We start from the raw sequence: 22,385 nt of genomic DNA on the forward strand, positions 1-22,385 counted from the left end.
GCGGCCCGCTGGCTGTTCGCGATCTTCGCCGTGCTCGCCGCCCTGGGATTCGGGGTCGCCTATCGGGCCAGCCGGGGTGCTGGCGAGCTCGTCGGCGGCACCGCCTGAGGCGGTAGCGCGCGCCGGGCAATTAGGGGCAGGCATCGCCGCGGTCCGGGGTGAAGCGGGACCGCAGGGCCAGCGATGCATAGACCAGACCCACCAGGACCGGCACTTCGATCAGCGGCCCGACCACCCCGGCCAGGGCTTGCCCGCTGGCGGCGCCCCACGTGGCGATCGCCACCGCGATCGCGAGTTCGAAATTGTTGCCGGCAGCAGTGAACGCCAACGTGGTGGTGCGCGCATAGCCCAGGCCGAGAGCGGCCCCGACGACGTAGCCGCCGCCCCACATGATCGCGAAGTAGACCAGCAGTGGAATCGCGATACGGACCACGTCAAGGGGCTGGTGGGTGATCTGATCGCCTTGCAGCGCAAAGAGGATGACGATCGTGAAGAGCAGCCCGTACAACGCCCAGGGCCCGATCCGCGGCAGGAACCGGCTCTCATACCAGCCGCGGTCCTTGGTGCGTTCGGCTACACGGCGAGTCAGGTAGCCGGCGGCCAGCGGTATGCCCAGGAAGATGGCCACCGACTTGGCGATCTGCCACGGAGAGACCTCGATGCTCGTCTGTGGCAGTCCCAGCCGGCCGGGTAGCACGGACAGGTAGAACCAGCCCAGCACGGCGAACATGACGACTTGGAAGATCGAGTTGAGCGCAACGAGGACGGCGGCGGCTTCGCGGTCGCCGCAGGCCAGGTCGTTCCAGATGATGACCATCGCGATGCAGCGGGCCAAGCCGACCACGATAAGCCCGGTGCGGTATTCGGGCAGATCGGCCAGCAGCAGCCATGCCAGGGCGAACATCATCGCCGGACCGACAACCCAGTTGAGCAGCAGCGAGCTGAGTAGCAGTCGCCGGTCGGAGGTGACGGTGTCGAGCCGGTCGTAGCGGACCTTGGCCAGCACGGGGTACATCATGATCAGCAGCCCGGCGGCGATCGGCAGCGAGATCCCGTCGACCTGCACCGCACTGAGCCCGTCACCCAGGCCGGGGATCATCCGTCCCAGGGTCAGGCCGGCGGCCATGGCCAGGCCGATCCAGACCGGCAGCAGCCGGTCCAGGGCGGACAGTCTTGTAGAGGTTGCTTCGTCGAGCATCAGCAGCACGGGGCCGGGGTTGCGGCGGACTCGGTGTCGGCGATTTTGGTGTAGACCTCCCAGCGTTCGCGGTCCGGGCCGCTGACCCAGACCTTGTCCTGGGTGGCGTAACAGCAGGTGGTGCCGATTTCCTCTTCGGTCAACAGGCCCGCTTCGCTGAGCCGGGCGATCTCTTTATGGACGACCTCGCTCGAGGCCACCTCGACGCCGAGGTGGTTTAGCGTCCCGCCGTGGCCCGGGCTTTCCAGCAATACCAGCTTTAGCGGTGGGTCGGTGATCGCGAAATTGGCGTAGCCGGGCTTGACCTTGGCCGGCTCGGTCGCGAACAGCGTGGAATAGAACGCGATTGCGGCATCGAGGTCGTCGACGTTGAGTGCGAGTTGTATGCGAGACATGGCAACCACCTCCAGTTGTGAGACATATGTCGAACTATCGATTTGGAGTCAGCATGGCGACCTTTTCGATATATGTCAACGAGATGTGTCAGAATGGCGGCATGCCGAAAGCATTGCCGGTGATCGACATGACCGCGCCGGTGTGTTGCGCCCCGGTCGCCGCAGGACCGATGACCGACGCTGATGCATTGCAGATCGCGTTGCGGCTCAAGGCGTTAGCGGATCCGGTTCGGGTCAAGATCGTGTCGTATCTGTTCGGCTCGACCGCCGGCGAGGAGAAGTCCGGCGACCTGGCCACGGTTTTGGGCTTGAGCGAATCCACGGTCAGTCACCATTTGACGCAGCTGCGCAAGGCCGGTCTTGTGGTGTCGGACCGGCGGGGGATGAACATGTTCCACCGGGTGAGTCCGGATGCCTTGCAGGCTTTGTGTGCGGCGCTGGACCCCAACTGCTGTACCTAGGCCGTTCCGCGGGTCGCCTCGATGACCTGGGCGAAGGTGAACTGCCAACGTTCCACAATGTGGAAGCCCAGTGCGTGCAGCATCCGGCCATCGGGTGTGCGGGCGAAGCGGGTGCCCACCGGCAGCGCGACGGCTCTCTGATGGGCCGGCAGGCTGCGGTCGTGATCGGTGATCGCCCAGATCGTCGGGCATCGATCGAACTGGTCTGTCAGTGCCCCCACCCCCAGGTGCCCGTCCCACAGCCGCCCCAGGCTTTGGCGGCGCGGCCCCAGGCCGGGATCGGTCAGCTTCGCGAACGCCTCCGGACGCGCGGCGGTCAGCGCGCGGATCGGGCCGGGTAGCCACCTGGTGGTGTTGTCGATCAGCAGGCAGTCCCCGGGCTGGGCGTGCGCGACGATCACGTCGGCCACGGCGCTGTAGTCCCAGCCCTTCTCCTTGGTGTAGCGATCACGTTGATTGGCAACGTAATTGGGTACCGCGGCGATCGCCAGCACGGCGACGACGCCGATGACGGTGCGGCGCGAAGTGGCGATCGTGGTGACCGCGATCGCCAGCGCGATCGCCATCGCCGGCGCCGTGCTGATCAAATATCGCGGGTAATAAACAGGTTTCACCAGGACCGAGTAGGCCAGGGTGGCCACTGTCGGGACGAGCATCCACTTCACACACAGCACCGCCAGCGCTCGCGTCTCGGCGTCGGCGGACCGGCGGGTGCCGTTCCGGACGGCGACGACGGCACCGGCGAGCACCAGCCATGCCAGGACCGCGAACGGCACACTGTTGTCGAAGTACTGCTGCTGGACAATCTCGACGACGGTGTGCGGGCTCAGCGACTCAATCCAGGCAACCTGCCGGATCTGGCCCTGGCTGAACCACAGAAACGGGGCCAGCGCGGCCAGCGAGATACCGGCTGCGGTCGCCCATCTCCGCCGCGCCGAACCCTCACCGCCCACCTGGCGCAGCGCCACCGCGTGTACCGCCACCATCAGCACGGTGAAGGTGTTCAGCAGCGTCGCCGCCACGACCGCCACGCCGTAGCCCACCCACAGGCGCACCGTGTTGCGCCGGGCCGCGGCCACCCACAACACGGTCAGCCAGACCGCGGCCATCGCCGAGAACGCGTACGGGCGCGCCTCGACGCCGGCCCAGGTCATCCGCGGCAATATCGCGTAAAGCACACCGGCGCACACCGATACCTGGCGGCCGGTGAACCCGCGTGACAACACCACCACACCGGCTGCCCCCGTGCCGACCGCCAGGCTGCTCGGCACCCGCGACCAGAATTCGGTCGCGGGAAAGACCGCGAACCAGCCGTGCATGGCCAGGTAGTACAGCCCGTGCACCGCGTCGATGTGGGTCAGCAATCGCCACAGTTCCGGAAGTGAGCGGTGTGTCGACGCCGAGATGGTGGCTGCCTCGTCGAACCACAGCGACGGCCGGCTCGCACCGATGACGCTGATCAACGTTGCCGCGACGGCGATTACGGCCACATCCGGTGAGCGCCGTGAGCGTGGCGGATGCGGCGGCGGGCCCGCATCGATATGCACCGGGGCCGGGCTCAATACCTGGCTCAACGGCGTGCGCTGTCGGTAGCGGTGACGGTGATGACATTCCACGCTACCGTTCGACACGGCATGTCAGCTACGTCACCAGGTCTCCCCAACGGGGCTTTCTGGCCGGTCAGACGGCCGTGCGCGCCGCGCCGCAAACGACATGTGACGTCAATCGCCCCCATCGGGCCCGTCGACGCGTTAATGTCGCCATGGCTCAATTTGCCAAGGCCAACAGGCGACCAATGCACCGGGAGGGTTACGAATGAGCGGCTACAAGACCGTGGTGGTCGGTACGGACGGCTCGGACTCGTCGCTGCGCGCCGTCGACCGCGCGGCTCATCTGGCGTCCGGTGAAGGCGCGAAGGTCGTCATTGCCACCGCCTACCTGCCGCACGCCGACGACCCCCGCGCCGCCGACGCTCTGAAGGACGAGGGCTACAAGGCTTCGGGCAACGCCCCCATCTACGCCATCCTCAAGGAGGCCAAGGAGCGGGCGATCGCCGCCGGCGCCTACGAGGTCGAGGAGAAGGCCATCGTCGGCGCTCCGGTCGACGCGCTGGTGGAGCTGGCCGAGTCGGTCAAGGCCGACCTGCTGGTGGTCGGCAACGTCGGCCTGAGCACCATCGCGGGGCGGTTGCTCGGCTCGGTGCCGGCCAACGTGTCGCGGCGCTCCAAGATCGACGTGCTGATCGTTCACACCACCGGCTAAACCCGGCTAAACCGGGCGGCGTTCACCAGCCCCGTTCGCGCCACTCCGCCAGGTGCGGGCGCTCCACCCCTAGGACGGTGTCATCGCCGTGTCCGGGGTAGACCACGGTGTCGTCGCCGAACCGGTCGAACACCTTGCGGCTCACATCGCCCAGCAGACGCTCGAAATCCCCGGGCTGCCAAGTCTTTCCGACGCCGCACGGGAACAGGCAGTCGCCGGTGAACAGCTGCGTCACACCGCCGGTGGCCGGTCCGTCCAGGGCCAGCGCCACCGATCCCTCGGTGTGGCCCTGCAGGTGGATCACGTCGAAGCTCAGGTCGCCGACGGTCACGGTGTCGCCGTCGGCCAGGATGCGGTCCGGTTTCACCGGCAGCGGCTCGGCGTCCAGCGCGTGCGCGGCGGTCGGTGCGCCGGTGGCCTCGGCCAGCGCGGTCAGTGCCTGCCAATGGTCGAAATGCTGGTGGCTGGTGACGATCAACGCCACGTCGGGGGCGTACTCGCGCACCAGCGCCACCAGGTTCTCGGCGTCGTTGGCCGCATCGATCAGCAGCGTCTTGCCGGTGTTGGTGCAGGTCACCAGGTAGACGTTGTTGTCCATCGGACCCACCGACGCCTTGATGATGGTGGCCCCGGGCAGGGTGCGCCGCGCCGCGGTTCCGGGTTCGACGTGTCCGGTGTAGTTGTCGTCAACCGCGATCTGGGAGCTCATGTCCGCCACGGTACTGGCCCTGAGCTGGTTGTCGGTAGCGCCACCTAGCATGGACCCGTGGCTGACCGGCTGATCGTCAAGGGTGCGCGTGAACACAATCTGCGCAGTGTGGATCTGGACCTGCCGCGCGACGCGCTGATCGTCTTCACCGGGCTGTCCGGATCGGGCAAATCCTCGCTGGCCTTCGACACCATCTTCGCCGAGGGCCAGCGCCGCTACGTCGAATCCCTGTCGGCCTACGCCCGCCAGTTCCTCGGCCAGATGGACAAGCCCGATGTCGACTTCATCGAGGGCCGGTCGCCGGCGGTGTCCATCGATCAGAAATCCACCAACCGCAACCCGCGCTCGACGGTCGGCACTATCACCGAGGTCTATGACTACCTGCGGCTGCTCTACGCCCGCGCCGGCACCCCGCACTGCCCGGTCTGTGGCGAGCGGATCGCCCGCCAGACCCCGCAGCAGATCGTGGACCAGGTGCTGGCCATGGACGAGGGTCTGCGGTTTCAGGTGCTGGCGCCGGTGGTGCGCACCCGCAAGGGGGAGTTCGCCGATCTCTTCGAGAAGCTGAACACCCAGGGCTACAGCCGGGTGCGGGTGGACGGCGTGGTGCATTCGCTGACCGATCCGCCCAAGCTCAAAAAGCAGGAGAAGCACGACATCGAGGTGGTCGTCGACCGCCTCACCGTCAAGGAGTCGGCCAAGCAGCGGCTCACCGATTCGGTGGAGACCGCGCTGGGCCTGGCCGACGGCATCGTGGTGTTGGAGTTCGTCGACCGCGAAGAACACCATCCACATCGTGAGCAGCGGTTCAGTGAGAAACTGGCCTGCCCCAACGGGCACGCGCTGTCCGTCGACGACCTGGAGCCGCGGTCCTTCTCGTTCAACTCGCCCTACGGGGCCTGCCCGGAGTGCGCCGGCCTGGGCATCCGCAAGGAGGTGGACGCCGAGCTGGTGGTGCCCGATCCGGATCGCACCCTGGCCGAGGGCGCGGTGGTGCCCTGGTCGATGGGTCCGACCAGCGAGTACTTCACCCGGATGATGGCCAGCCTCGGTGAGGCGATGGGCTTCGACGTCGACACCCCGTGGCGCAAACTGCCGGCCAAGGCCCGCAAGGCGATCCTGGAGGGTTCCGACGAGCAGGTGCACGTGCGCTACCGCAACCGCTACGGCCGGACCCGCTCGTACTACACCGATTTCGAAGGTGTGATGGCGTTCCTGCAGCGCAAGATGGAGCAGACCGAGTCCGAGCAGATGAAGGAACGCTACGCCGGGTTCATGCGTGACGTGCCGTGCCCGGAATGCGCCGGCACCCGGCTCAAGCCGGAGATCCTGGCGGTGACGCTGGCCGCGGGTGACTACGGCAGCAAATCCATTGCGCAGGTGTGTGACCTGTCGATCGCGGACTGCTCGGACTTCCTCAACGCGCTGACCCTGGGCCCGCGCGAGCAGGCCATCGCCGGCCAGGTGCTCAAGGAGATCCAGTCCCGGCTGAGCTTCCTGCTCGACGTCGGCCTGGAGTACCTGACGCTGTCCCGGGCGGCCGGAACCCTGTCCGGCGGTGAGGCACAACGCATTCGGCTGGCCACCCAGATCGGCTCGGGCCTGGTGGGGGTGCTCTACGTCCTCGACGAGCCGTCGATCGGGCTGCATCAGCGGGATAACCGGCGGTTGATCGAAACCCTGATCCGGCTGCGCGACCTGGGCAACACCCTGATCGTCGTCGAGCACGACCTGGACACCATCGCCCACGCAGACTGGATTGTCGACATCGGCCCGGCAGCCGGTGAGCACGGCGGGAAGATCGTGCACAGCGGGCCCTACAGCGAACTGCTGGCCAATACTGATTCGATCACCGGGGCTTACCTGTCCGGCGTGAAAACCATTGCAGTGCCCGATGTTCGCCGTCCAGTCGATCCCAAACGCCAGCTCGGGGTGGTCGGCGCGCGTGAGCACAACCTGGCCGGCGTCGACGTGGCTTTTCCGCTCGGCGTGCTCACCGCGGTCACCGGGGTTTCCGGCTCAGGCAAGTCGACGCTGGTCAACGACATCCTGGCAACGGTGTTGGCCAACAAGCTCAACGGCGCCCGACTGGTGCCCGGTCGGCATACCCGGATCACCGGTCTCGACCACTTGGACAAGCTGGTGCGGGTCGACCAGTCGCCGATCGGGCGCACCCCGCGGTCCAACCCCGCCACCTACACCGGGGTGTTCGACAAGATCCGCACCCTGTTCGCCGCCACCACCGAGGCCAAGGTCCGCGGCTACCAACCGGGCCGGTTCTCGTTCAACGTCAAGGGCGGCCGCTGCGAGGCGTGCACCGGCGACGGCACCATCAAGATCGAGATGAACTTCCTGCCGGATGTCTATGTGCCCTGCGAGGTCTGCCACGGTGCCCGCTACAACCGGGAGACCCTGGAGGTGCACTACAAGGGCAAGACGATCGCCGAGGTGCTGGACATGTCCATCGAGGAGGCAGCGGAGTTCTTCGAGCCGATCACCGGCATACACCGCTACCTGCGCACCCTGGTCGACGTCGGGCTCGGCTATGTGCGGCTGGGCCAGCCGGCGCCGACGTTGTCCGGGGGAGAGGCGCAGCGGGTGAAGCTGGCCTCCGAACTGCAGAAGCGCTCCACCGGCCGGACGGTCTACATCCTCGACGAGCCCACCACCGGCCTGCATTTCGAGGACATCGCCAAACTGCTGGGTGTCATCAACGGCCTGGTTGACAAGGGCAACACGGTGATCGTCATCGAGCACAACCTGGACGTGATCAAGACTGCGGACTGGATCATCGACATGGGACCCGAGGGCGGCGCCGGGGGTGGCACGGTGGTGGCCACCGGCACACCGGAGGACGTGCTGGCCGTGCCGGAGAGCTACACCGGCAAGTTCCTCGCCGAAATACTGGGCGCACCGGCCAAACCGGCGAAAGCTGCTAAGCGCCGGCGGAAAGCCAGCGCTTAGCCGTCGTCGGGCAGCAATCGGAATGCCGGAGCACCGCTCAGGGGAACGACAGCCCGGAAGTCGCGACGGTCAAGCGTGAGCACCGCGTCGGTTTCATACTGTTCGGCCAACACGACGGAGACCGCGTCGGTCAGATCGAGTCGCAAGGACGCGTAACGATTTTGGACTGTTCGCGCGGTCCGCAGTGTGGAGGCCGTAACGGCAGCGATGGCGACGCGTCCGGTGCGGTCCTGGGCCAGGAGCCAATCATTGATCGCGAGTGCCGCCTGTCTACTGACGTTCCTGGTGGCGATGTGTTCGATCTCAAGGAGAACCAGGGGGGAGATGACGGTCAGTGGTGCCTCGATCAGGACCCGCCGTGCTGCGGCGTGCCCCGGGTCGTCCACGTTGAAGGCTGCCACCAGCCCCGACGTAGTAAGAGGATTATGGCTGCTACGCGTGTTGGTGAGAATGAAAAAGACGTCCCCCTGATGTCGTTGAAGGGCTTGGTGTCCCAAAACAGTCAGGAGGACGTCGTGGTCCAGGGTAGTGGTTTGTCGCGTGGTGATCGGCGCCGTAATGCGCGGTTGGCCCGATTGCGGGAGTTGGTGCCGGTTGAGAACGCGATCTTGGGGATTGATTTAGCCGACGAGAAGCAGGCGATCGTGCTCACGGATCATGATTCGCAGGTGCTGGCGCGTACCCGGGTGAAGGCCAAGGCCTGGCGGCTGGGCTCTGTGTTGGATTGGGCGCGCAAGGTTTCCCACGAGCACGGTTTCGCCGACGTGACGGTGGGTTGCGAACCGACCGGGCATCGCTGGAGGGTGCTAGATCAGCTCGCTGCGCAACGGGATATGACACTGGTGTGCGTGCAGCCACTGTTGACCGGGCGAGCCCGTGAAGCAGAGGACTATACGAGGGACAAGACCGATGACAAGGATGCGGTGCTGATCGCGCGGCTGGTGGCTCAGTTGCGGTGCTATGCGCCCGAGCGTGCCGATGAGACCTGGGCGCGATTGCGGCACCTCGGAGCACGCCGAGAGCGTCTGATCAGTGAGGCAACGGCGTGCGTGCAGCAGCTGCGGGATCTGCTGGAGTGCGCCTGGCCGGCGGTGCTGGCCACGGCGGTGCGCCAGTTTGATTCGGTCACCTGGTGTGCTGCTCTGGCGGTGGTGCTGCAGCGCTGCAACGGCCGTCCTGAGCGGTTGAAACAGCTAGGCCCAGCTCGGTTCGAGGCCGCAGTGCGTCGGGAACTGCCGTGCTGGGGTGGCAAGCAGCCCCGGCGACAGATCATCGCCGCAGTCTTTGGCGCCCTGACCGATCCGGCTGGTGTGAGCACGCAGCGGCGCGGTGCCCTGGAACGCGCCGGTTGGGTGCTCGAGGACTGGCGCGCCGCCAAGGTCCGTCGCATGCAGGTGCAGACCTGCATGGTGGAGATCCTCGACGAGCTTGAGCTCACTGAGCTGGCCGACAGCATCCCCGGGGTCAGCACGATCGGGGTGGCGGCGATTTTGGCCGAGACCGGTGACCCCACCCGTTTCGATAGCCCTCGTGCACTGGTCAAGCATGCCGGGCTTTGTCCACGCGAGAACAACAGTGGCACCAGCACGGGCCGCTCACGGATCTCCGGGCGTGGCCGGCCTCTGCTGCGGCTGGCCGCCTGGCGTGCAGTATGGGGCGCTCAACGCCACAATCCGGTGATGGCAAGCCGCTACCGGCACCTGACCACCCGAGAGACCAACCCGCTCTCAGATGGCCAGGCCAAGGCAGCGCTGGCCGCCGCCCTCCTGCGCTGGATCCACGTCATCACCACCGAACGTGTGGCGTGGAACGCCGCGCAAGCCGGTGCCCTCACCTTGCCCGCAGCAGCATAACCAACGCTCTACCCCACATGAAATAGGTTGGGGCCAAGCTCCATTCGGCGTAGAGGGACAAGACCTCGAGCGACACCCTGAGCAGGCCCCGCCCGTCCTCACCGAACTCGATTGAACGACGTCGGGAACAAACCCGTTTGACGCACTACGTAGAGACGAGGACAGGGCAGGCCGCCCCAACCGCTTGACAAACCGCACTTACGAAGGTGTCGCCCACGAGGATCATTCGGTAGTGCGCCCAGCAGCCCCAGCAACTACCTGATGGACCTCGTCAGCCGTCACCGGATGTCCGAAGCTCAACGCGGGAATGTCCCAGTCCTCAGACCAGCGACGAGCCCGCAAGGCGGCGAGGTGGAAGGCTTCGCGGAAGTACTCGGACTCGGGTCGTCCGTCCCGCGCGGCCGCTTCTTTGATCACCGCCAGGTCGTCCTCGTCGACCATCACCGTCGTCTTCTTCAGAGCCATATGGTTATGGTACCTGCACCATAACTCAGCGGTTGCCCGCCTTCACCAGCGGTGACGGGAACCGCGGCGGCACCCGCACCCCGTCCAGCCACGCGGTGAGCTCCTGCGCCCGGCGCGTCAACACGTCGCGGGCCTGGCGGCCCGGGTCTTCGAGCAGCTGCAGCTGCACCTCGGCGGCCGCGTTCTGATACCAGCCGCCGACGATCCGGCCGTTCCACCACACCGTGGGCCCGGCGTTGCCGGTGTTGTCGAAGAGTTGGCCGCGGTGCTCGCCGAGATACCAGTCGCGCTGATACCAGCCCATGGTGGTGACGTCGAGGCCCGGTAGCAGCGCACCCCACGGCTCGGGCTCGGGCTCGGGGTCTAGGTCGTCGGCCAGCGCATAGCCGGGCGTGCCGTGCAGGTCGACGTCGACGGCGCCGATCTCGCTCAACGCCTTGCGGACCACCGTCTTGGTGGTGCCGAACCACCACTTGATGTCCTCAGCGGTGGCCGGGCCGAACGCCCGCAGCCAGGTTCGGATCAGCTGGGTCTGCGCCGGTTCGGCCGCCATCGCGGCGGATTTGCCGAGCCAGCTGGTCGTCGTAGTCCATTGCGGCCGCGACGAGGTCCAGCCGCCCTCGTTCGGACCCCGCACGATGTGGCCCTGCGCGCCCAGCACGGTCAACGCGCGTGGCGCCAGAGGGGTCTGGCCGCCGTAGGACTTCCCGGGAGCGGGATTGTAGGTGCCGGCCAGTTCGGGCAGGGCCGCGCGCAGCGCACTACTGCTGGCCGGGCCGTTCTCCTCGAGATGGGCCAGCACCGCGGCGCTGGCTTGGGTCAGCCATCTTTCGCCGTCGTCGGCCACGCCCGCTTTGGCCACATCGGCGATCAGCTTGCGCCGTTCGGTGTCGGCCACCCGGTCGCTGGCCGCGGCCTGGACGGCGGGCAGGTCGGCGGGATCGAACACCCACAGTGTGCGGCGCATCGCCAGATGCTTGACCAACGAACGCTTTTCATACAGGGCGTCGTTGAGGTCGGCCACAGCGAACTCCGGGCGCCGCGCCCACAGTGACAGGTACGGCGTCGCGGGGTCGGTGGCGTGCAGCCCGACCAATGTTGCCGCGATCCGGGGTATCGGCTCGGCAGCGGTGTCGGGGGCAAGAAAGTGTCTGCGCGCCAAACGGTGTCGCCGTTCGGCGATGGTGAAGGTGCGCACCGGTCAGTGTTTACCCTGCATCGACTTGCGGATCTGCTCCAGCCGGTCGGCGGCCGCGCGCTGGCGGTCCTCGAACTGCTGCTCGACGCCGCGGCCTTCGGGTGTCTCCGAATCCAGTTCGTGGGCGCCGATCGAGGTCTCGAAGCGGCGCTCGATCTTCTCGCGCACCGAGTCGAACGTCGGCACGCCGGTGGGGTCGTATCCGCTGTCGGCCGGCGGGTCGCTTGGCTCGTCACCCATGGTCGCCACGTTACCGCCGGCGATCGAAGTAGCGGACCATCAATGCCCAGTAGCCCATGGTGAGCGCCATCGCTGCCGCCGTCGCGATCATTGCCGGCCCGAGTCGGCGCAGCCGGGCGTAGAGCAGTGCCGTCCCGGTCGCCGCGCTGCCGGCCAGATTCACCAGCAGGGCTGCGTCTCGAGGCCGGGTGATGACCCACTGTTCCTCGCCGAGCATCGCGCGCGTCGACCAAGCTGACTGGTTGGCCGGCGCAGGAAAGATCACCGGGTTCAGCGCGAACCACACCGACAACCATGCGGCATCCCGCCATGACCGTCGCCACATCGGGACCAAGATCAGCGGTGTCGTTGCCCAGCGGGTCCAGGCGCTCCAGGGGTTGGCGTGCCGGGCGAAAACCGCGCGGCGGATGCGGGCGATGGTCGGCATCGCGCGGATCACCTGCCCTTCGGATGGACGTGCGAGGGATGGACGTGCGAGGTTGCCGGCCCGGCGGCATCTTGGGAGGCCCCCGGGAACGGAACCGGTTGCACCCCCGGGGTGCTCAGCCGGCCGGCCAGCCACGGCAGCGCGTGGGTGAACACCCTCCCGGCGAACGGCCAGTCATGCTGGCCCGGTTCGGTGATCACGGCGCAGTCGATGCCGTTGGCCTGGCCCAGCGTGCACAGCGACTTCGCGGCGGCCAGCTGACCGCCGGTGTCGGACTTCGTAGCGCTGCCGTTCACCGCGAACCACCCCGCAATCCCGGAATATCGGCCGTGCTTGGCGATCACCGTCGACGGGTCGAACGCTGCCCAGCCGTCGACGCTGCCGCCGAACAGCCGGCTGATGGTCTGGGAGCGGGTTCCCGTGTTGGGACTCAGGTCGCCGGCGATGTCGACAAAGGCGCTGAACTTGTCGGGGTGCATCGTGGTCAGGTCGACCGCGCAGGTGCCGCCCATGGACCAGCCGACCACACCCCAGTGCGACGGTTCGGCGCTGACCCCGAACTGCGAGATCACATATGGCACCACGTCTTCGGTTAGATGGTCGGCGGCGTTACCGCGTGGGCCGTTGACGCATTCGGTGTCATTGTTGAAGGAGCCGCCCGAGTCGACGAACACCAGCACCGGTGCGTTGCCGTGGTGCGCGGCCGCGAAGTCGTCGACGGCCTTGATCGCGCCCCCGGAGCGCAGCCAGTCGGCGGGAGTGTTGAACTCGCCGCCGATCATCATCACGGCCGGCAGCGCCGGAGGCGGACTTTGGGCGAACCACGCCGGAGGCAGGTACACCAGTTCACCGCGATGCTTGAAATGCGAGGCGTCGGCGGGAATCGCCACTTTCAGCACGTGACCGCGCGCGGGCAGGGTGCCCGAGCCGGCTATCGCTTGTACCGCGGCCAGGTCGCTCTGGTCGGGCAGTGGTCCAGACGTCAGGTTGCCCCACGCGCTCTGCACGGTCGGGAAGTAACCGACCCAGGCGTTGAGCGTCAGTCCCGCGCTGATCAGACACAGCGGCACCGCCAACAGGGCGATGCCGCGGCGCCACCAGGCCGCACCTTGCCAGCCCAGCACCAGCAGCGCCGCGGCGGCGCCGGTCAGGGTGATCCACAACCACAGGGTCAGCGGGGGCGGCTGACCGGACAGGCCGTCGTCGGTGACGAACCAGTACGCGTACCCCGCGGCCGCGAGCCCCAAGCCGGCGATCAGCGGCAGCCGCCACAGCCAGCGGCGCGACCGCCAACCCACGGCCAGGACCAGCGACAACACCGCCGCCGCCTGCACCGTGACCGGGATCCAGCCATGCATCAGCGAGGTGTGTTCGCCACTGGCCAGGATCACCCCTCCATGATGGACCGGAATGCCTCTCAACGGGGCTTGGCCAGCGGAAACGGCAGGGTGTCCCGGATGCTGTGGCCGGTGATGAGCATGACGATCCGGTCCACGCCCATGCCCAGCCCGCCGGTCGGGGGCATCGCGTACTCCATGGCCTGCAGGAAGTCTTCGTCGAGTTCCATGGCTTCGGGGTCGCCGCCGGCGGCCAGCAGCGACTGTTGGTGCAGCCGGCGGCGCTGCTCCACCGGATCGGTGAGTTCGCTGTAGGCGGTGCCCAGCTCGACGCCCCACGCCACCAGGTCCCACCGCTCGGCCACTCCCGGCTTGCTGCGGTGCGGTCGGGTCAGCGGCGAGACCGAGGTGGGGAAGTCGGTGTAGAACGTGGGTTGCTCGGTGCGGGCCTCGACCAGGTGCTCGTAGAGTTCGAGCACCACCGCCCCGGCATCCCACTGCCGCAGGTAGTGGACACCGGCGCGGTCGCACAACCGGCGCAGGGTGGCCAGATCGGTGCCGGCGTCGATCTGCTCGCCGAGCGCGTCGGACACCGCGTCGTGCACGCTGCGCACCGGCCACTGCCCGGAGATGTCGACCGCCTCGAGCTTGTCGCCGGCCCCCAGTCGCATCACCACCGGAGCACCGTTGGCCGCCACCGCGGCGTTCTGGATCAGCTCGCGCGCCCCGTCGATCCAAGCCAGGTAGTCGCCGTGGGCCTGGTAGGCCTCCAACAGGGTGAACTCCGGGTTGTGGCTGTAATCGACGCCCTCATTGCGAAATGCTCGGCCCAGCTCGAACACCCGCTCCACCCCGCCCACGCACAGCCGCTTGAGGTAGAGCTCCGGGGCGATCCGCAGATACAGGTCCAGGCCGTAGGCGTTGATGTGGGTAATGAACGGGCGTGCGTTCGCCCCGCCGTGCAGCTGCTGCAGGATCGGAGTCTCGACCTCCAGGAATCCCTTGGCGTACAAGGTGTCCCGGATGGAACGCAGCACATTGCTGCGGGCTGCGATCAGCTCGCGGGCTTCGGTGTTGATCGCCAGGTCCACATAGCGAGTCCGTAACCGAGCCTCCGGGTCGGTCAGGCCTTTCCACTTGTCGGGCAGCGGGCGCAGGCATTTGCCGACCAGCCGCCAGTGCTCCACCAGCAGCGACGGTGTTCCGTTGCGGCTGTGGCCCATTCGGCCGGTCGCCTCGACCAGGTCGCCGAGATCGACGCCCGCACTGAAGTCCGCGGCGCGCGCCTCCCCGTCGGCCTGCGCGAGTACCGAGTTGTCCAGCAGCAACTGCACCTCGCCGGACCAGTCGCGCAGTTGGGCGAAGAGCACGCCGCCGTAGTCGCGCATCCGCAGCACCCGCCCGGCCACCGACACGGTCTCCGTAGCGTCGCTGGCCAGGGCTTGGGCCACACTGTGGCTGGGCGGGGCGCCCACCGGGTAGGCGTCGACGCCGCTGTCCTGCAAGGACTTCAGCTTGGCCATCCGGACTCGGACCTGTTCGGGCAGCCGGGGGAGCGTCTCGGGGGGCTCGGCGAAGGCGTCGGCGGCAGCGCCGTCGACGTCGTCGGGTGCGGTCCCGTCGTTGTGCAGCCGCCCGGAGGCGGCCACGGTCGCCGGCACGGCCGAGTGGTGTCCGGTGTGCTGCTCGTTGCGCCGTGAGAAGGGCAGCACCAGAAAGCCTTCGGCGATCACCGAGGCCACCCCGACTCGGGGGATCAGCCGGGCATCCTCGTAGCAGGCGTAGCGCGGCACCCACTCCGGCCGATACTTCATGTTCGACCGGTACAGCGTCTCCAGCTGCCACCAGCGGGAGAAGAACATCAGCAGCCGGCGCCACAGTCGCAGCACCGGACCGGCGCCCAGCTGCGCGCCCTGTTCGAAGGCGGCCCGGAACATGGCGAAGTTCAACGAGATCCGGCTGACGCCGATGGTGGCGGCCTGCAGTGCCAGTTCGCTGACCATCAGTTCGATGGTGCCGTTGGGCGATTGCGGGGAGCGGCGCATCAGATCCAGCGACACCCCGTTGTGCCCCCACGGCACCAGCGACAGCATCGCCACGACCTCACCGGTGCGCGGATCGCCGCGTACCGCCTCGACCAGCAGACAGTCGGAGTCGGCCGGATCGCCGAGGCGGCCCAGCGCCATGGAGAACCCGCGCTCGGATTCGGTGTCGCGCCAGGCATCCGCGTGTTCGATGACGCGGGCCATCTCGTCGGCGCCGATCTCGCCGTGCCGGCGCATCCGCACCGTCAGGCCCGAGCGGCGGGCGCGGGTCACCGCCTGGCGCACCCCGCGCATATCCGGTCCGGACAGTTTGAACTCCGAGGGGCGCAAGATCGCCTCGTCGCCCAGTTCCAGGGCGCTCAAGCCAGCGTCGCGGAAGGCCTGTGCACCGGCGAAGCTGGCCCCCATCACGCCGGGTGCCCAGCCGTAGTCCTTGCAGACCCGCAGCCAGGTATGGATGGCCTGCGGCCACGCTCTGGGGTCGCCCACCGGATCGCCGCTGGCCAGACAGACCCCCACCTCGACCCGGTAGGTGATGGCGGCGCGCCCGTTGGGGGCGAACACCACCGACTTGTCGCGGCGGGTGGCGAAGTAGCCCAGCGAGTCGTTCTGGCCGTACTGCTCGAGCAGCCCGCGGATCGCCGACTCGTCCTGGCCGGTGAGGGCGTTGTCGGAGCGCTGGGACAGGAATAGCACGATGGCCGCGATGATCAGGGCCAGCGCGCCCAGCAACCCGCAGAGCGCGCGCAGTCCGAGCTCCGGCTTGCCGGGGAAGAAGTCCGGCTCCAACAGCCCGAAGCCGACCACCCGGTTCACCACATAGGGCAGCCGCAGCGGGCGGGTCACCGTCCCGGGGAACAGCTCGATAAGGCCCCAGCACAGCAGGATCGCGACGGTCCAGCCGGCGATCAGCGTCGCGGCCGATTTGAGCAGGGCGCCGCGGCGCACCTTGGCCCAGAACTCGCTGCGGGCCAGCACCAGCACCACGATCGCGCCGACGTGCAGTACCAGGCCCACGACGCCGCTGATGACTTGGAACCGGTCGGAGGTGTCCGACACCAGCCGGCTGGCGTTCCAGCCGCCGGCGACCACCAGGTTGGCGATCAGCAACCACCAGGCGATGCGCTTGCGCGCGCTGAGCGCGGCGGCCAGCAGGGCCAGCACGAACGCCCAGGCCAGGCTGGTGTCGGGGAAATTGAACAGGTATTTGTCGATGAACTCCCGAGGCACCCGGATCGCCCACCGGATCACCGGTGACATGCTCGCCGCCAGCAACAATGTGGCGGCGATACCGACGGCCCAGGCGGCCGCAGCGGGCACCCAGTAGAACCGAGTCGTCGCGCGGCCGCGCGAGCGCGACACAGGCGGCACAGTCAACGTCATAGCCCGCGAGAATAAGCAGGAAACCCGCGAAAAGGACGAAAAGGACGTGAGGAATCGCCGGTGGGATGATCGCCAGGCGGAAGCAGTGCGCAGCAGCTGCTAGACTCCCTAACGCGACCGTCCCGGCGTACGCCAGGACAGCAAGTGGAGTTCCCTCCCACCTCTAGCCGAGGAGCAATCCTTGCGGCTCAGTGGTCCGGTCGCAGGCGGTGTAAACCGTCTGCTCTGTGCGATGCGCAGGCGGCTTGATGCTCTTCAGGCCGTGATCGGTCGGTATGGGCCCTGCTTCGTGCAGGGCTTTTTTGCTGGTGGGTGGGGTCAGCGCCGCTGCGTCCGGACGAGCACTGCGGCGGCCGCGACCGAAGACTACCCAAGGAGGTCCCATCAGCACTGAGATCCGCGTCAACGAGCGCATTCGTGTACCTGAGGTTCGTTTGATCGGCCCGGGCGGGGAACAGGTAGGCATTGTGCGCATCGAAGATGCGCTTCGCGTCGCCGCGGATGCCGATCTTGATCTTGTCGAAGTCGCACCGACCGCCAAACCGCCGGTCTGCAAGATCATGGACTACGGCAAGTACAAGTACGAGGCGGCTCAGAAGGAGCGCGAGTCTCGCAAGAACCAGCAGCAGACCGTCGTCAAGGAACAGAAGCTGCGTCCCAAGATCGACGACCACGACTATGCGACGAAGAAGGGCCACGTGGTCCGCTTCCTCGAAGCCGGGGCCAAGGTCAAGGTGACGATCATGTTCCGCGGCCGTGAGCAGTCCCGGCCCGAGCTCGGCTACCGCCTGCTGCAGCGGCTGGGCGCCGACGTTGCCGAGTACGGCTTCGTCGAGACCTCCGCCAAGCAAGACGGACGCAACATGACGATGGTGCTGGCACCGCACCGCGGCGCGAAAACCCGTGCCAAGGCTGCAGAGGACGCCGGTGGCGGCGCGGTTCACCCCGCACCCGCACCCGCTACCCCCGGCCGAGCCACAGCCCGAGAACTGAAAACCCGACACCAGAACTGAGGAAACATGCCTAAGGCGAAAACCCACAGCGGCGCTTCGAAGCGGTTCCGTCGCACCGGAACCGGCAAGATCGTCCGGCAGAAGGCCAACGCCCGCCACCTGCTCGAGCACAAGCCGAGCACCCGCACCCGTCGGCTGGCCGGCCGCACCGAGGTGGCTGCCAACGACACCAAGCGCGTCAACGCGATGCTGAACGGCTGATTGCCGCTTTCTGGTACCGCAATTCCCCTTACGTCCAACGAGAGTAGGAACATCCCATGGCACGCGTGAAGCGCGCAGTCAACGCGCAGAAGAAGCGCCGTACAGTCCTGAAGGCTTCGAAGGGTTACCGTGGCCAGCGGTCGCGGCTGTACCGCAAGGCCAAAGAGCAGCAGCTGCACTCAATGACCTACGCCTACCGGGACCGTCGCGCACGCAAGGGCGACTTCCGCAAGCTGTGGATCACGCGGATCAACGCGGCGGCTCGCGCCAACGACATCACTTATAACCGGTTGATCCAGGGCCTCAAGGCCGCCGGTGTCGAGGTGGACCGCAAGAACCTCGCCGAGATCGCCGTCAGCGACCCGGCTGCGTTCACCGCGCTGGTCGAGGTCGCTCGGGCCGCGCTGCCTGAGGACGTCAACGCGCCGTCCGGCGAGGCTGCCTGACCCGAACCGAGCCGATGCTGACCGAACGTTCGGCCCGGGTGGTCGCGGCGGTCAAGCTGCATCGGCACGTGGCCAGGAAGCGCGAACAGCGCTTCCTGGCCGAGGGGCGGAATCTGATCGAGGCCGCGATCACTCGCGGCTTGGTCCTCGAGATCTTCGCCACCGAGTCGGCGGCGCAGCGGCACCACGATCTGCTGACTGACGCGCAGGTACCGGTCCAACTGGTCACCGACCGCGCGGCTAAAGCGTTGTCGGACACCGTTACCCCGGCCGGATTGGTTGCGGTGTGCGCGCATACCGAAGCGGATCTGCAGATACTACTGGCCGACGCCCCGCGACTGGTGGCGGTGGCCGTGGGCATCGGCGAGCCCGGTAACGCCGGCACCCTGATCCGCATCGCCGACGCCACCGGCGCCGACTTGGTGGTGCTGACCGGCAACAGCGTCGATCCCTATAACGGCAAATGCCTGCGCTCGTCCGCGGGCAGCATCTTCAACATCCCGGTCGTGGTGGCGGCCGACACCGATGCCGTGCTCACCACATTGCGGGAGGCGGGGCTGCAGGTGCTGGCGACGGCTCTTGATGGCGAACTGAGTCTCGACGACGCCGACTCGGTGCTGACCGCGCCCACGGCGTGGCTGTTCGGTCCGGAGGCCCAGGGATTGCCGGCCGAGGCCGCAGCCGCCGCCGACCACCGGGTGCACATCCCGATGGCAGGCGGCGCTGAGAGCCTCAATGTTGCTGCCGCAGCAGCGATCTGCCTCTACCAGAGCGCGCGAGCCCAGCGCCGGGCTTAGGCGGCCTTGGGCTTGCGGCGCGGCGGCCGCGGGGTCAGACCGCTGCCGGCGGCCAGTGAGAAGGTGCTGTGCATCAGCGCACCGGCGCGCTCGACCAACTTCATGCCCCGGCTGACCGGCGGGACGTAGTGCATCCCGCTGCGGCGCCGGTCTTTTGGCGGTCCGCTGAACCAGGGGGCCTCGATCGGCGCTGTGTCGCTGGGGATTTTGCCCTGCTCGCGCCGGTACCCGGCCAACGCGCGCGGGTGCAGCCGAATCTCGTCGGGTACGAAGCTGAATGCCACGTGGCTGATCTTGCCCAGCAGCCGTAGCAGCACCTCGTCACCTTCTGACCAGCGCAGACCGGCCTTTTCCCGCACCGCCGGCTCGAACAATCCGGCCGCCACCCAGCGTTGGGCGGCCAGGGCCGGCTTGAACATCTGGTGCCACACCGCGTCGGGCATGGGCACGAACCACGGCTTCGGGATGCGGATGTTCAAGATGTCCATGGCAGCCGGTGTCAGCTCCAGCTCGTCCTCGCAAACCCGGTCCCAGTACTCGCAGAACTCTTCCCAGGACTTCGGCACCGGGCGCATGCTCATGCCGTACATCTGGTACCACCGCACGTGCTCGTCGAAGAGCTGGTGCTTCTCGGCCAGGGTGAGCCCGCCGTCGAAGTACTCAGCGAGTTTGATGATCAGCATGAAGAACGTGGCGTGCGCCCAATAGAAGGTGTCGGGGTCCAGCGCGTGATAGCGCCGGCCCTTCTCGTCCACGCCTTTGATGTCGCGGTGGTAGTCGCGGATCGAGGCGCCGGTGTGCTGGGCTCGGACGCCGTCATAGACCACGCCCATGATCGGGTACACCGAGCGCGTGACGCGTTGCATCGGCTCGCTCAAGATGCTGGAGTGCTCCGTCACGCCCGCGCCCAGGCCGGGGTACATGTTCTCGATGGCGCCGATCCACACGCCCATGATGCCGGTGCGCAGGTCGCCGAAGTACTTCCAGGTCAACGAGTCGGCGTTCAACGGCTCCACCGCGGGAGCGGGTTTGGGAGCGGTTTTGGCAACGCTCGGGGCACTTTCTTCGGCGGGCGCAGGCGCCTGCTCAACGGCCGCGGTCGGCGTAACTGTCATCACGTCTCCTGTCTTGGAACCTGAAACAACGATAATTGTGACAACGATCGTTGTCTACATTCGCTGTGGCGCGTCGCGCCGAAATCGCCGAGCGTGTCGTGCACCACTGTCGGGGTCGTTGCCGGTGTCGACGAGCGCCACCTACCCTGAATCTCATGGACCTCGAGCCGGCCCCTCGGCAGGCTGATGGGCTCGGGGAGGCGGTGGAGATGCCCGACCAGCCCAGCCCCGACCACCGCCCATCGTTCTCCCTGGACGAGGCCGCGGCCTGGCTGAACCGCACCACCAACGACGTCCGGATCGTCGACCTGGTCCGGCGGGTGCGACGGGTGCTGCCCGGGGATCCAGAGTTCGGTGATCCGTTGTCCACCGCCGGTGATGGGGGACCGCAGGCCGCCGCGCGGGCCGCCGATCGCCTAATGGGAGATCGCTCGGCGGCCTCCCGCGAAGTCAGCCTGGGTGCCCTACAGGTGTGGCAGGCCCTGACCCAACGGATGTCGCGGGTGCCCGGCAACGCCGAGGCGACGCTGGTCTTCACCGACCTGGTCGGCTTCTCCACGTGGTCCCTGCAGTCCGGCGACGACGCCACCCTGACCCTGCTGCGGCGGGTGTCGCGGGCGATCGAGCCGCCGTTGCTGGACGCCGGTGGCCGCATCGTCAAACGGATGGGCGACGGGCTGATGGCCGTGTTCCGCGACCCGCTGGTCGCCGTTGCCGCGGTCCTAGCGGCGCAAGAGGCCATCCGCCACGTCGAGGTCAACGGGCACACGCCGCGGATGCGGGTCGGCATCCACACCGGCCGGCCGCAGCGGCTGGCCGACGACTGGCTCGGCGTGGACGTCAACATTGCCGCCCGGGTCATGGAGCGCGCCGCCAAGGGCGGGATCGTGGTTTCTGGGCCGACATTGGAACGTATCGATCCGGCCGCCCTCAATGAGCTGGGTGTGGTAGCCAAGCGGGCGCGCCGTCAGGTGCTTGCGGCCAAGACCAGCGGTGTCCCGGCAGATCTGACGATGTACCGCCTCAAGGTAGTTCGCCAGAGCCCTTCGGACGCAGACTGATTGCAGGTCCTTAACTTCCTTGTGGCCGGTCAGGTCGCCTCGCACGAGTGGATGAACCCCGTTCCTTGGAATACCCTGCGGTGAGCAACGTAACTATTTGACCGGTTTACACAGGTCGCCTTAACGCAGAAGCGGGGAATCATGTCAGGTCGGCAGCAGCGTCGGAACAACCACCGAAAGACGAATCGGTTGGTGGGTGCCGGTGGCACGGCGGCGGCGTTCCTGACCTTCGGCATGGCCCCGCTGGCAGCCGCTCCCACGGCGCACGCCGACTGGGATTTCGACTGGCTGGACAACCTGTTCACCCCCGTCTCAGACTCGGGCACCGGCTGGGACAACAACGCCTGGGACATCAGTTCGTGGTTCAACTCGTCGGCTGAACCGGGTAGCGCCGCCGACACCAGTGTGTTCGACGTATCGATGCTGTTCAACACGCTGATCTATCAGCCGCTGCACTCGTCCGTGGAGTCGTTTATCGACAACTCGGCCAACGCCTGGATCATCAACATGGTCAACAGCTGGGCGCCCGAGGGCCAGATCTACATCGGCGACGGTGCTGCCGGAACAGCTGAGCACCCTGACGGTGGCAACGGCGGGCTGTGGTTCGGTGACGGCGGCGCCGGTTACTCCGTGGGCGCTGACAAGGACGCGGCCGCGACCATCGGCGGCGGCGCCGGCGGCAACGCCGGCTGGTTCGGCAACGGCGGCGCCGGTGGTGCGGGCGCGGTGGGCGGTGACGGCGGCGCGGGCGGCCGCGGCGGCGCGTTCATGGGCATCGGCGGCGCGGGTGGCGCGGGCGGGGATGGTGGCAACGG

At 67.5% G+C, this 22,385-nt stretch carries 22 protein-coding genes; 10 read left to right on the forward strand and 12 right to left on the reverse strand.

What is annotated here, in order from left to right; genetic code table 11:
* Window positions 1–130 precede the first annotated feature (130 nt).
* Together arsB and BN4346_RS37735 are read right to left on the reverse strand one after the other, a co-directional pair.
* Complete coding sequence (arsB, locus tag BN4346_RS37730; RefSeq protein ID WP_078058693.1) at window positions 131–1,198, reverse strand: ACR3 family arsenite efflux transporter; 1,068 nt, start codon at window positions 1,196–1,198, stop codon at window positions 131–133.
* Window positions 1,198–1,593: an ArsI/CadI family heavy metal resistance metalloenzyme gene (locus BN4346_RS37735; RefSeq protein ID WP_067973583.1), complete on the reverse strand. Its 396-nt coding sequence runs from the start codon at window positions 1,591–1,593 to the stop codon at window positions 1,198–1,200. The genes arsB and BN4346_RS37735 overlap by 1 nt, the downstream gene beginning before the upstream one ends.
* A gap of 101 nt (window positions 1,594–1,694) precedes the next feature.
* Between BN4346_RS37735 and BN4346_RS37740 the strand changes: the two genes are divergently transcribed.
* Window positions 1,695–2,054, forward strand: a complete 360-nt coding sequence (locus BN4346_RS37740) for an Rv2640c family ArsR-like transcriptional regulator (protein WP_067973658.1) — start codon at window positions 1,695–1,697, stop codon at window positions 2,052–2,054.
* Here BN4346_RS37740 and BN4346_RS37745 read toward each other — a convergent pair.
* The gene (locus BN4346_RS37745; RefSeq protein WP_235653647.1) at window positions 2,051–3,685 is read right to left on the reverse strand and encodes a glycosyltransferase family 39 protein; all 1,635 of its coding nucleotides are present in this window, start codon (window positions 3,683–3,685) and stop codon (window positions 2,051–2,053) included. The two genes, BN4346_RS37740 and BN4346_RS37745, sit on opposite strands and share 4 nt — an antisense overlap.
* A 184-nt stretch (window positions 3,686–3,869) precedes the next feature.
* Between BN4346_RS37745 and BN4346_RS37750 the strand changes: the two genes are divergently transcribed.
* Window positions 3,870–4,316 carry a universal stress protein gene (locus BN4346_RS37750; RefSeq protein WP_046285560.1) on the forward strand — a complete coding sequence of 149 codons (447 nt, stop codon included), beginning with the start codon at window positions 3,870–3,872 and terminating at the stop codon, window positions 4,314–4,316.
* A 22-nt stretch (window positions 4,317–4,338) separates the two neighbouring features.
* Here the strand turns inward: BN4346_RS37750 and BN4346_RS37755 are convergent, their stop codons facing one another.
* The gene (locus BN4346_RS37755) at window positions 4,339–5,025 is read right to left on the reverse strand and encodes an MBL fold metallo-hydrolase (RefSeq protein ID WP_067973587.1); all 687 of its coding nucleotides are present in this window, start codon (window positions 5,023–5,025) and stop codon (window positions 4,339–4,341) included.
* Window positions 5,026–5,082: 57 nt separating this feature from the next.
* On the opposite strand from BN4346_RS37755, the gene uvrA reads away from it, so the two are divergent.
* Window positions 5,083–7,989, forward strand: a complete 2,907-nt coding sequence (uvrA, locus tag BN4346_RS37760; protein ID WP_067973591.1) for an excinuclease ABC subunit UvrA — start codon at window positions 5,083–5,085, stop codon at window positions 7,987–7,989.
* On the opposite strand, the gene BN4346_RS37765 is transcribed toward uvrA, so the two are convergent.
* Window positions 7,986–8,390 (reverse strand): type II toxin-antitoxin system VapC family toxin, encoded by a 405-nt coding sequence (locus BN4346_RS37765; RefSeq protein WP_235653648.1) that lies wholly within the window; start codon window positions 8,388–8,390, stop codon window positions 7,986–7,988. The genes uvrA and BN4346_RS37765 overlap by 4 nt on opposite strands.
* Window positions 8,391–8,459: 69 nt before the next feature.
* On the opposite strand from BN4346_RS37765, the gene BN4346_RS37770 reads away from it, so the two are divergent.
* Complete coding sequence (locus BN4346_RS37770) at window positions 8,460–9,842, forward strand: IS110 family RNA-guided transposase (RefSeq protein WP_235653649.1); 1,383 nt, start codon at window positions 8,460–8,462, stop codon at window positions 9,840–9,842.
* Window positions 9,843–10,064: 222 nt separating this feature from the next.
* Here the strand turns inward: BN4346_RS37770 and BN4346_RS37775 are convergent, their stop codons facing one another.
* Genes BN4346_RS37775 through lysX form a run of 6 tightly spaced genes read right to left on the reverse strand, consistent with a single transcriptional unit; the run spans window position 10,065 to window position 16,937 of the window.
* Entirely contained in the window at window positions 10,065–10,307 is a 243-nt protein-coding gene (locus BN4346_RS37775) for a ribbon-helix-helix protein, CopG family (RefSeq protein WP_067973597.1), read from the reverse strand.
* A 25-nt stretch (window positions 10,308–10,332) separates the two neighbouring features.
* Window positions 10,333–11,505 carry a winged helix DNA-binding domain-containing protein gene (locus tag BN4346_RS37780; protein WP_067973599.1) on the reverse strand — a complete coding sequence of 391 codons (1,173 nt, stop codon included), beginning with the start codon at window positions 11,503–11,505 and terminating at the stop codon, window positions 10,333–10,335.
* 3 nt (window positions 11,506–11,508) lie between these two features.
* Complete coding sequence (locus BN4346_RS37785) at window positions 11,509–11,745, reverse strand: hypothetical protein (protein ID WP_067973664.1); 237 nt, start codon at window positions 11,743–11,745, stop codon at window positions 11,509–11,511.
* A 10-nt stretch (window positions 11,746–11,755) separates the two neighbouring features.
* Window positions 11,756–12,172 (reverse strand): DUF6653 family protein, encoded by a 417-nt coding sequence (locus BN4346_RS37790; RefSeq protein ID WP_235653650.1) that lies wholly within the window; start codon window positions 12,170–12,172, stop codon window positions 11,756–11,758.
* Window positions 12,173–12,180: 8 nt separating this feature from the next.
* A complete protein-coding gene (locus BN4346_RS37795) occupies window positions 12,181–13,530 on the reverse strand; it encodes an alpha/beta hydrolase (protein WP_078058694.1) in 1,350 nt (449 codons plus the stop codon).
* Window positions 13,531–13,589: 59 nt separating this feature from the next.
* Complete coding sequence (gene lysX / locus BN4346_RS37800) at window positions 13,590–16,937, reverse strand: bifunctional lysylphosphatidylglycerol synthetase/lysine--tRNA ligase LysX (protein ID WP_067973605.1); 3,348 nt, start codon at window positions 16,935–16,937, stop codon at window positions 13,590–13,592.
* Between the two features lie 344 nt (window positions 16,938–17,281).
* Here lysX and infC point away from each other — a divergent pair, with 344 nt between their 5' ends.
* The 4 genes from infC to BN4346_RS37820 are packed head-to-tail and all read left to right on the forward strand — an operon-like array spanning window position 17,282 to window position 19,394.
* Complete coding sequence (gene infC, locus BN4346_RS37805; protein WP_235653751.1) at window positions 17,282–17,950, forward strand: translation initiation factor IF-3; 669 nt, start codon at window positions 17,282–17,284, stop codon at window positions 17,948–17,950.
* Window positions 17,951–17,956: 6 nt separating this feature from the next.
* Complete coding sequence (rpmI, locus tag BN4346_RS37810) at window positions 17,957–18,151, forward strand: 50S ribosomal protein L35 (RefSeq protein ID WP_067973610.1); 195 nt, start codon at window positions 17,957–17,959, stop codon at window positions 18,149–18,151.
* A gap of 56 nt (window positions 18,152–18,207) precedes the next feature.
* On the forward strand, window positions 18,208–18,597 hold the full coding sequence (gene rplT / locus BN4346_RS37815; protein WP_067973613.1) for a 50S ribosomal protein L20: 390 nt from the start codon (window positions 18,208–18,210) through the stop codon (window positions 18,595–18,597).
* A gap of 14 nt (window positions 18,598–18,611) precedes the next feature.
* Window positions 18,612–19,394, forward strand: a complete 783-nt coding sequence (locus tag BN4346_RS37820) for a TrmH family RNA methyltransferase (RefSeq protein WP_067973617.1) — start codon at window positions 18,612–18,614, stop codon at window positions 19,392–19,394.
* On the opposite strand, the gene BN4346_RS37825 is transcribed toward BN4346_RS37820, so the two are convergent.
* Entirely contained in the window at window positions 19,391–20,509 is a 1,119-nt protein-coding gene (locus BN4346_RS37825) for an oxygenase MpaB family protein (RefSeq protein WP_078058686.1), read from the reverse strand. The genes BN4346_RS37820 and BN4346_RS37825 overlap by 4 nt on opposite strands.
* A 155-nt stretch (window positions 20,510–20,664) precedes the next feature.
* Here BN4346_RS37825 and BN4346_RS37830 point away from each other — a divergent pair, with 155 nt between their 5' ends.
* Both BN4346_RS37830 and BN4346_RS48470 read left to right on the forward strand, forming a co-directional pair.
* A complete protein-coding gene (locus BN4346_RS37830; RefSeq protein ID WP_067973622.1) occupies window positions 20,665–21,570 on the forward strand; it encodes an adenylate/guanylate cyclase domain-containing protein in 906 nt (301 codons plus the stop codon).
* Window positions 21,571–21,711: 141 nt separating this feature from the next.
* Window positions 21,712–22,385 (forward strand): PGRS repeat-containing protein (locus BN4346_RS48470; RefSeq protein WP_407695088.1); only part of this gene is annotated, 674 nt, incomplete at its 3' end.

It is taken from the genome of Mycolicibacter icosiumassiliensis, from assembly GCF_900078685.2.
Classification (GTDB): domain Bacteria; phylum Actinomycetota; class Actinomycetes; order Mycobacteriales; family Mycobacteriaceae; genus Mycobacterium; species Mycobacterium icosiumassiliensis.

Excerpts from the sequence above, each read along its gene's own strand:
- BN4346_RS37740 (WP_067973658.1), top strand. The coding sequence starts at position 1,695 with ATGCCGAAAGCATTGCCGGTGATCGACATGACCGCGCCGGTGTGTTGC.
- BN4346_RS37775 (WP_067973597.1), bottom strand. The coding sequence starts at position 10,307 with ATGGCTCTGAAGAAGACGACGGTGATGGTCGACGAGGACGACCTGGCG.
- rplT (WP_067973613.1), top strand. The coding sequence starts at position 18,208 with ATGGCACGCGTGAAGCGCGCAGTCAACGCGCAGAAGAAGCGCCGTACA.
- BN4346_RS37830 (WP_067973622.1), top strand. The coding sequence starts at position 20,665 with ATGGACCTCGAGCCGGCCCCTCGGCAGGCTGATGGGCTCGGGGAGGCG.
- BN4346_RS37770 (WP_235653649.1), top strand. The coding sequence starts at position 8,460 with ATGTCGTTGAAGGGCTTGGTGTCCCAAAACAGTCAGGAGGACGTCGTG.
- arsB (WP_078058693.1), bottom strand. The coding sequence starts at position 1,198 with ATGCTCGACGAAGCAACCTCTACAAGACTGTCCGCCCTGGACCGGCTG.
- BN4346_RS37755 (WP_067973587.1), bottom strand. The coding sequence starts at position 5,025 with ATGAGCTCCCAGATCGCGGTTGACGACAACTACACCGGACACGTCGAA.
- BN4346_RS37795 (WP_078058694.1), bottom strand. The coding sequence starts at position 13,530 with ATGCATGGCTGGATCCCGGTCACGGTGCAGGCGGCGGCGGTGTTGTCG.
- BN4346_RS37825 (WP_078058686.1), bottom strand. The coding sequence starts at position 20,509 with ATGACAGTTACGCCGACCGCGGCCGTTGAGCAGGCGCCTGCGCCCGCC.
- rpmI (WP_067973610.1), top strand. The coding sequence starts at position 17,957 with ATGCCTAAGGCGAAAACCCACAGCGGCGCTTCGAAGCGGTTCCGTCGC.
- BN4346_RS37820 (WP_067973617.1), top strand. The coding sequence starts at position 18,612 with ATGCTGACCGAACGTTCGGCCCGGGTGGTCGCGGCGGTCAAGCTGCAT.
- BN4346_RS37750 (WP_046285560.1), top strand. The coding sequence starts at position 3,870 with ATGAGCGGCTACAAGACCGTGGTGGTCGGTACGGACGGCTCGGACTCG.
- BN4346_RS37735 (WP_067973583.1), bottom strand. The coding sequence starts at position 1,593 with ATGTCTCGCATACAACTCGCACTCAACGTCGACGACCTCGATGCCGCA.
- lysX (WP_067973605.1), bottom strand. The coding sequence starts at position 16,937 with ATGACGTTGACTGTGCCGCCTGTGTCGCGCTCGCGCGGCCGCGCGACG.
- BN4346_RS37790 (WP_235653650.1), bottom strand. The coding sequence starts at position 12,172 with ATGCCGACCATCGCCCGCATCCGCCGCGCGGTTTTCGCCCGGCACGCC.
- BN4346_RS37785 (WP_067973664.1), bottom strand. The coding sequence starts at position 11,745 with ATGGGTGACGAGCCAAGCGACCCGCCGGCCGACAGCGGATACGACCCC.